General features: G+C 63.8%; 2 pseudogenes. Both read right to left on the bottom strand.

Annotated elements, in window-relative coordinates:
• Positions 1–55: 55 nt before the first annotated feature.
• Positions 56–3,256, bottom strand: a pseudogene (locus tag ACZ5M5_RS13805) (non-ribosomal peptide synthetase); the annotation flags it as partial.
• 60 nt (positions 3,257–3,316) lie between these two features.
• A pseudogene (locus ACZ5M5_RS13800) lies at positions 3,317–9,682 on the bottom strand (amino acid adenylation domain-containing protein); the annotation flags it as partial.
• Positions 9,683–9,711 lie beyond the last annotated feature (29 nt).

The raw sequence follows: 9,711 nt of genomic DNA, 5'->3' as shown, positions 1-9,711 counted from the left end.
CCGCAATCGCATTGCCCGGTACCACGACCTCCCTGACACCGCCCACCGCGGCGGCCAACGCGGCCAGCGTCGGCTGGCCGAACAGCACCCGCACATCGGCGGCCAGGTCGACCTGGCGCATACGTTCGATCAGTTTCACGGCCAGCAACGAATGGCCGCCCAGCTCGAAGAAATTGTCGTGACGACCGACCCGTCCAAGCTTGAGCAAGTCCTGCCAGATCCGCGCGATGGTCGTCTCGACCTCGCCTTGCGGGGCTTCGTATTCACGGCTGATCACTGCCGATTGATCCGGCGCTGGCAAGGCCTTGCGATCGAGCTTGCCGTTAGTGGTCAATGGGAACGCGTCAAGGATCACGAAGGCGCTGGGGACCATGTGCTCCGCCAGCGACCGCAACAACTGTGTACGCAAGTCGACCGCCGACGGTTGCGCACCCTCTGTGGCAATCACATAAGCCACCAGGCGCTTGTCGCCCGGCTCGTCCTCGCGAGCGATGACCACTGCCTCGCTGACCCCCTCGCAGGCGGCCAAGGTCGCTTCGATCTCGCCCAGCTCGATCCGGAAACCGCGGATCTTCACCTGGTCGTCATTGCGGCCCAGGTACTCGATGCTGCCGTCCGCCAGCCAGCGACCCAGGTCGCCAGTCCGGTACATCCGCGCATTCGGCTCGGGGCTGAACGGGTTGTCGAGGAAGCGCTCGGCGGTCAGTTCGTCGCGGTTCAAATAACCGCGGCTGACACCCGCGCCCCCCACGTACATCTCACCCACCACACCCACCGGCGCCGGCTCGCGCTGAGCATCGAGCACGTACAGTTGCAGGTCGGGAATGCGCTTGCCGATGGGGCTGACACCCGTCGACTGTGCATCAGCCGCTTCAAGCGCTCGATACGTCACGTGCACCGTCGTTTCGGTGATGCCATACATGTTCACCAGTTGTGTCCCTGCATTGCCTACACGGGCATACCACGGCTTGAGCATGCCGGTTTCCAGCGCTTCGCCGCCAAAGATCACCTGGCGCAGGCTGTGGCGCAGATCGCTTTCGCCCTGGGCCACGATCAGTTGCCGGAAAGCGCTTGGGGTCTGGTTCAGCACCGTGACACCGGTCTCGCATAACAACGCATAGCAATCTTGAGGAGAACGGCTGACCAATTGCGGCACCACCAGCAAGCGGCCGCCATGGGTCAACGCACCCCAGATTTCCCAGACCGAGAAATCGAAGGCAAAGGAATGGAACAGTGCCCACACGTCCTGCTGGCCAAAGTCGAACCAAGGCTGGGTCGCCGAGAACAGCCGCGCGACGTTGCGGTGCTCGACCATCACGCCCTTGGGCAATCCGGTCGAACCCGAGGTGTAGATCACATAGGCCAAGTGGCTGGAGTCCAGGCCCGGCACTTGCGGGTTGGCGACGGATTCGTCCTGCCAGCTACCGTCATCGAGTTGCAGCACCGGCATCGAGACGCCCGCCAACAGACGATGCGTGGCGGCGTGGGCCAACAGCGCAACCGGCATGCTGTCACGCAGCATGTAGGCAATGCGTTCCGTCGGGTAGGCCGGGTCCACCGGCACATAACCGGCGCCGGCCTTCAGGATCCCCAACAAGCCGACGATCATGTCCAAACCACGCTCGACACAGATCGCGACCCGATCATCCGGGCGAATACCCTGCGCCAGCAGGCGATGAGCGACCTGGTTGGCCCGGGCGTTGAGCTCGCTGTAGGTCAGCGTCCGCTCTTCGAACATCACCGCCATGGCCTCGGGCTGTGCTGCAGCCCAGACTTCAAACTGAGCATGGATCAGCGCGTCCTGGGCAAATGCGACGCCCGTGCCGTTCCAGCTCTCGAGCAATTGCCGACGCTCGGCCGGCGGCAGGATCTTCAACCCGCTCAAGGGGGCCAGCGGCGATTGCTCCAGCGCCTGAACCAGATTCTCCACAACGCATTGCACATAATTGCAAACACGCTCGGCGCCAATGGGTGCCTGAGCCATGACGGTCAGGTTGAAACCTTCACCCAAGTCATCCACCGACAACGTCAACGGATAGTTGGTGCGCTCCTCACCTTCCAGTGTCTGGATACCCTCCCAGGCCGCAATGACTTCGCTGGATGGCGCCTGCGCACCGAGATGGCGATAGTTGAGCAGCGCGCTGAACAACGGCGTCGGTGCCGCCACGCCACTGCAGCGTTGCGCCAGGACCAACGAGGCGTGCTCGTGCCCCAGCAGCGCCGTCAAGCGTGCATGGGTCGACTTGACGGCGGCACGCACACCTTGCGCGCCCAGGCTCACCCGCAACGGCAAGGTGTTGATGAACATCCCCAACGCACGGTCGGCGCCCTCACCGCCTTGCATGCGCCCCAGCAGTACGGTGCCGAAGACCACGTCTTCCTTGCCCGACACTTTGCCCAGCACCAGCGCCCAGGCCAGGTGATACAAACTTGCCGCGCTCACGCCAAGCTGACGCGCCTGCACCCGCAGACGCTGGCCAAGCTCGGCATCGACTCTCTGGCGGACCTCCTCGATATCGTGCCCGTCACCCTGTACATCCTGCAAACCGAAGGGCAGCGTCGGTTCAGCCACATCACCCAGCATCTCGTGGAAAAATGCTTCATGTTCCTCGCGGCTGACGCCGAGCCGCGCCTGTGCCACGAAGTTGCGATACGGCACCGACGCCGCCAGTGCCTGTTCGCCGCCGGACATGTGCGCGCCAATTTCCGCCGCGAGCATGGCCAGCGAGGTCGCATCATCGACCATATGGTGGAACAACAGCATGCCCACCCAGCGGTCGTTCGCCACGTCTTGTGCGTAACCAATGCGCATCATCGGCGCCTGACGAATATCCAGGCGATAGTGGCGCGGATCCAGACGTTCGCGCAGTTGCCGGGCGATATCCCCCGCCGCCGGGTCCAACATGATCTCATCGAACCCCAGCCGCGCCTCGCGCCAGACCACTTGAACCGGTTCGTCAATGCCTTCCCAGACCACGCCGGTGCGCAGGATGTCGTGCCTGGATACCGTGCTTTGCAGTGCCTTGGCGAAAAGATCCAAGCGGGCACGGCTGTCAAAAGCGAACAGTATGTATTGCAGATAAGGATCACCTTTGGCCGCCGCGACGTGGTGATACAGAATGCCCTCCTGCAGCGGCGTCAAGGCATAGATGTCCTGCACATTACCCACGCCACCGGGCACCGTCGCCACGACGCGGTCGATCTCGTCCTGGCTCAACGTGGCCAGCGGCAACAGGTCCGGTGTGATCCGCGAACAGTCGTCCGGGATGAGGTTGGCCGGCACCTGGACTTCCTGGCAACCGCCCACCGCAGCCGCCAACGCCGCCAACGTCGGCTGGCCGAACAGCACGCGTACATCGGCCGCCAGGTCGATCTGGCGCATGCGCTCGACCAACTTCACCGCCAGCAACGAGTGGCCGCCCATTTCAAAGAAGTGGTCGTGGCGGCCGACCCGCTCGACATGCAGCAGGTCTTGCCAGATCCTGGCAATGGCGATCTCGACCTCGCCTTGAGGGGCCTCGTATTCACGGGTCACCACCGACGACTGGTCCGGCACCGGCAATGCCTTGCGGTCCAGCTTGCCGTTGGTGGTCAACGGGAACACCGTCAACATCACGAATGCGCTGGGCACCATGTATTCGGCCAACGAACCCAGCAGCTCATCGCGCAGCTCGGCAGCCGATGGCGGCTCGCCTTCCTCGGCAATCACATAGGCCACCAGGCGCTGATCGCCCGGCGTATCCTGGCGCGCCACCACCACGGCCTCCCGTACACCATTGCACGCGGCCAGCTTGGCTTCGATCTCGCCCAATTCGATACGGAAACCGCGGATCTTCACTTGGTCGTCATTGCGGCCCAGGTACTCGATGCTGCCGTCCGCCAGCCAGCGACCCAGGTCGCCAGTCCGGTACATCCGCGCATTCGGCTCGGGGCTGAACGGGTTGTCGAGGAAACGCTCGGCGGTCAGCTCGTCACGGTTCAAATAACCACGACTGACCCCGCCGCCGCCCACGTACATCTCACCTGTCACCCCCACCGGCACCGGCTCGCGCTGGGTGTCGAGCACGTACAGTTGCAGGTCGGGAATGCGCTTGCCAATCGGGCTGACGCCGGCCAACTGCGCGTCGGCTGCGTCAAGGGGACGATACGTCACGTGCACCGTCGTTTCGGTGATGCCGTACATGTTGACCAACTGCGTCCGGGCATTGGCCTGGCGGGCGTACCACGGTTTGAGAATCCCGGTTTCCAGGGCCTCGCCACCGAAGATCACTTGCCGCAGGCTGTGACTCAGGTCGCTGTCACCCTGGGCCGCAATCAACTGGCGAAAGGCACTCGGCGTCTGGTTGAGAATGGTCACACCCGCTTCGCACAACAAGGCATAGCAGTATTGCGGTGAACGGCTGACCAGTTGCGGCACCACCAGCAAGCGGCCACCGTGGGTCAAGGCGCCCCAGATTTCCCAGACCGAGAAATCGAAGGCAAAGGAATGGAACAGCGCCCACACATCCTGCGGGCCAAATTCGAACCAGGGCTGGGTCGCCGAAAACAGCCGGGCGACGTTGCGGTGCTCGACCATCACGCCCTTGGGCAGGCCGGTGGAGCCGGAGGTGTAGATCACGTAGGCCAGGTGGCTGGCATTCAGGTCCGCCACATCGGGATTGTGCCGCGGCTGCTGGTTCATTTCGCCGGCATCGGTCGGATCAAGCACCAGAGTGGGCACCGGCAATACCGGCAGGCTGTCGCGCCATTGCGACTGGGTCACCACCGCCACGGGGCTGCTGTCATGCAGCATGTAGGCGATGCGCTCGGGTGGATAAGTCGGGTCCAGCGGCACATACCCCGCGCCGGCTTTGAGGATGCCCAGCAGGCCAATGATCATGTCCAGGCCGCGCTCGACACAGATGGCGACCCGATCATCCGGACGAACACCCAGGGCCACGAGGCTGTGGGCCAGTTGGTTGGCGCGGGCATTGAGCTCGCCGTAGGTCAGTGCCTGCTCTTCATGCACAACGGCCACGGTGTCGGGTTGAGATGCGGCCCAGCCCTCGAATTGCCGATGGATCAGGGCATCGTCGGCATAGGTGACGTCGGTCGTGTTCCAGCTTTCGAGCAATTGCCGGCGCTCGGCCGATGGCAGGATCGCCAAGGCGTGGAGCGGGGTTTGCGGTGCCTGCTCCAGGGCCATGACCAGGTTTTCCAGAGCCACCTGCATATAACCGCAAATACGCTGCGCACCAATGGCCGTATCGACCATCACCGTGAGGAAGAACCCGTCACCCAGGTCATCCACGTTGAGGGTCAAGGGATAATTGGTCCGCTCATCACCGCCCAGTGCATTGATCCCGCTCCAGGCCGACAGAGCGTCCTGGGTCACCTGGACCGCGCTGTGGCGGTAGTTGAGCAAGGCGCTGAACAGCGGCGTCGGCGCCACCACACCACTGCAACGTTGCGCCAGTGCCAACGAGGCATGTTCGTGGCCGAGCAAGGCGGTCAAGCGCCCGTGAGTGGCCTTGACGCCGCTGCGCACGTCCTGGGTGCCCACATCCACCCGCAACGGCAAGGTGTTGATGAACATCCCCAGGGCACGGTCGGCCCCGTCGCCGCCCTGCATCCGGCCCAACAAGACCGTACCGAACACCACCTCCTGCTTGCCCGATACCTTGCCCAGCACCTGTGCCCAGGCCAGGTGCACCAGGCTGGCAGCACTCACCCCCAAGTGGCGTGCCTGCACCCGCAGGCGCCTGGACAGCGCAAGATCGACAGGCTGGCGATCCTCATCGATGCCATGCCCCTCACCCTGCACGTCCTGCAAGCCAAAAGGCAACGTCGGCTCGTCGATATCGCCGAGCATCTCGCGGAAAAACGTTTCGTGCTCTTGTTCACTCGTGCCCAGGCGGGCCTGGGCCACGTAGTTGCGATAAGGCATCGCGTCGCCCAACTGCTCGCCCTGCCCCAGCAAATGCATTTGCATTTCATGTTGCATCACGTCCAGGGCGGTGTGGTCCAGCGCCATGTGATGGAACAACAGGATCGCGACCCAGCGGTCCTGGGCCTCGTCCCGCGCATAAGCCAGCTGCAACAACGGTGCCCGGCCCAGGTCCAGGCGATAGTGCCGCGCATCGAAGCGGTTGGCCAGTTGCGTGGCAACGTCGCCAGCCGTGGCGTCCGGCACAATGCACTGTGATTCAAGCAGCACCTGGCGCCAAACCACTTGCACCGGCTCATCCAGCCCTTCCCAGAGCACACTGGTGCGCAAGATGTCGTGACGATCAATCACCATCTGCAGCGCCCCGATGAAGGCATCCAGGCGTTCACGGTTGTCGAAGGCGAATTGCGATTGCAACACATAGGGGTCGCCCTGCTCGGCGGCCAGGTGATGGTAAAGAATCCCTTCCTGCAACGGTGCCAGTGGGTAGATGTCCTGCACGTTGCGCGCACCACCGGGAACGGTGGCGACGAGACGGTCGATGGCGTCCTGGGACAGGTTGATCAAGGGCAACAAGTCCGGGGTGATGTGTTCGCAGTGCAAAGGAATCAGGTTCGGCGGAACGCTGACTTCCCTGCCGCTGCCAATCGCCGCGGCCAGTGCGGCCAGGGTCGGTTGGCTGAACAGCACGCGCACGTCGGCGCTCAAGCCGGCCTGGCGCATGCGTTCGATCAGCGTGACCGCCAGCAACGAGTGCCCGCCGAGTTCGAAGAAGTGATCGTGGCGCCCCACCTGCTCGACCTTCAGCACGTCCGCCCAGATTTGCGCCAGGGTCTGTTCCACCTTGCCCAGCGGCGCTTCATATTCACGAGAGGCATAGGCCTCGGCATCCGGCGCCGGGAGTTCACGACGATCCAGTTTGCCGTTGGCGGTCAGCGGGAAGGCTGGCAGTACCACGAACGCGCTGGGCAGCATGTAGTCGGCCAGCACACTCGACAATTGCTCGCGCAAGGCATGTACCGACAAGGTCACGCCCGGCTCAGGGATCACATAACCCACCAGGCGCTTGGGACCGGCATCGTCTTGTCGCGCCAGCACGACCGCGTCTTTCACACCAGGGCATTGGCCCAAGCGGGCTTCGATCTCGCCCAGCTCAATGCGGAAACCACGGATCTTCACCTGGTCGTCGTTGCGCCCCAGGTAATCCACCGTGCCGTCCGCCCGCCAGCGCGCCAGGTCGCCGGTGCGGTAGAGCAAGGCACCGGGATCGGCATTGAACGGGTCGGCGACGAACTTCTCGGCGCTCAGCTCGGGACGATTCAAGTACCCTTTCGCCACGCCATCGCCACCGATGTACAACTCGCCGGCCACGCCGATGGGCACTGGCTGACGATTGGCATCCAGCACATAGACACGGGTGTTGCCAATCGGACGACCGATGGGAATACCACCCTCGCCCACGGTCTTGATCTCATGGGTGGTGGTAAACGTGGTGGCTTCGGTCGGACCGTAGCCGTTGAGCAGGTGCTGCGGCGCACCTTCCTTCAGGACTCGGCCGATCACCGCTGGGTCGAGTACATCACCACCGACGATCAGGTAGCGCAGCTGGGCGAACACCGACATCAGCCCCGCGGCGTATTGATGGAACAGGCCGGCGGTCATCCACAGCACGCTGACCGATTGCTCTTGCAGCAGCGCCGCAAAACGTTCCTGTGTCAGCAGCACGTCCTGGTCGACCACCACCACACAACCGCCGTTGAGCAACGGTGCCCAGACGTCGAGGGTGCTGGCGTCGAAGGCCGGGTTGGAGGCAAAGGCCACCCGGTCCTGGGCGTTGAAGTCGGCGTAGCCGTTGTTGATCACCAGTCGGTTGATCGCCCGGTGCGGCACCAGTACACCTTTCGGGGTGCCGGTGGAACCGGAGGTGTACATGATGTAGGCCACCGATTCGGTGCTTTGTATCAGCCGCAAGTCATGGTCCGCCTCGGTTTCCAGGACCACGCTATCCAGATCCACACGGGCAACCCCCTCAGGCACCGCCATCGCGCTCAGGGTCAGGAGCGTCCGGGCACCGCTGTCACGCACCATGAAATCCTGACGTTCGAGTGGTGCGCTGACGTCCAGCGGCACGTAGACCGCGGCGCACTTGAGGATCGCCAATTGGCTGACCAGCAGCCCGACTGAGCGTTCCAGCAGAATCGCCACGCGATCACCCGGTTGCACCCCCAGGCCAATCAAATGACGGGTCAGGCAATTGGCCCTGCGATTCAACTCGGCGTACGTCAGGCTGTGGCCGTTGTGCACGACCGCGGTTGCCTCCGGAAGCTCCTTGGCCCGTGCCTCGAACAGGCCATGGACGGTCCTGTCCTGGGGATAGCTACGGGTGGTGGCGTTGAAGTCCACCAGCAATTGCCGACGCTCGGCCGGCGGCAGGATCGACAGGCTGTGCAACGGCGTCTGCGGAGCCTGTTCCAGCGCTTCGACCAGATGCTCCAGGGCAATGTTCATGTAGGCACATATCCGCTGCGCACCGACCTGCGGCACTGCCAGCGCCGACAATTGGAAAGCTTCGCCCAGGTCATCCACCGACAAGGTCAGCGGGTAGTTGGTACGCTCTTCGTTGCTCAGCAGTTGAATACCGTCCCAGGCCACCAAGGCTTCGTTTGAGGCAACGCCTGCGGCACTGTGTCGATAATTGAGCAAGGCATTGAACAGCGGCATCGGCGCGACCACGCCGCTGCAACGCTGGGCCAACGCCAGCGAGGCGTGCTCGTGCCCCAGCAGGCCGGTCAGGCGAGCGTGGGTGGCTTTTACGCCGTCACGCACACCTTGGGCGCCGACGCCCACCCGCAATGGCAAGGTATTGATGAACATGCCCAGAGCATGCTCAGCGCCGTCGCCGCCCTGCATCCGCCCCATCAGCACGGTGCCAAACACAACGTCCTGCTTGCCGGACACCTGCCCCAGCACTTGCGCCCACGCCAAGTGATGCAGGCTCGCGGCGCTCACGCCCAACTGACGGGCCTGGGCCCGCAGACGGCGGCTCAGGTCGGCAGGCAGGCTCAGTCCGGCCTCTTCGATATCGCTGCCATCGCCACGTACGTCCAGCAAGCCGAACGGCAATGTCGGCTCGTCGACATCACTCAACATGTCGCGGAAGAACCCTTCGTGCTCCTCACGGCTCACGCCCAAGCGGGCCTGCGCCACGTAATTGCGGAACGGCACGGCTTGGCCCAACTGGTCGGCCTGGCCCAGCAGGTGCGCCTGCATCTCGTGTTGCACCACTTCCAGCGCCGTGTGGTCGAGGACCATGTGATGGAACAACAACATCGCCACCCAGCGTTGATTGGCCGGGTCGTGGGCGAATGCAATGCGCATCAGCGGCGCCTGCTGCATGTCCAGGCGGTAATGCAGCGTGTCGAAGCGCTCGCGCAACTGCCCGGCGATATCGCCCGCCTCCGCACTCAGCACAAGCTCTTCCACCGCCAGTTGCGCTTTGCGCCAGACCACCTGCACCGGCTCGTCCAGGCCTTCCCAGACCACCGAAGTACGCAGGATGTCGTGGCGATCGATGACGCCCTGCAGGGCCTGGGCAAACGCCTCCAGCCGCTCGCGATCCGCGACGGTGAACGTGGCCTGCAACACATAGGGATCCCCCGTGTGCGCAGCGATGTGGTGATAGAGAATACCTTCCTGCAACGGCGCCAAGGGGTAGATGTCCTGCACGTTGCGCGCACCACCGGGCACCGTCTCCACAAGACGATCGATGTCCTGCTGATCCAACG

It is taken from the genome of Pseudomonas sp. Van50 (assembly GCF_055390755.1).
Note: the sequence above shows the minus strand (reverse complement) of the source record. Positions and strands in the feature narration are given on the sequence as shown.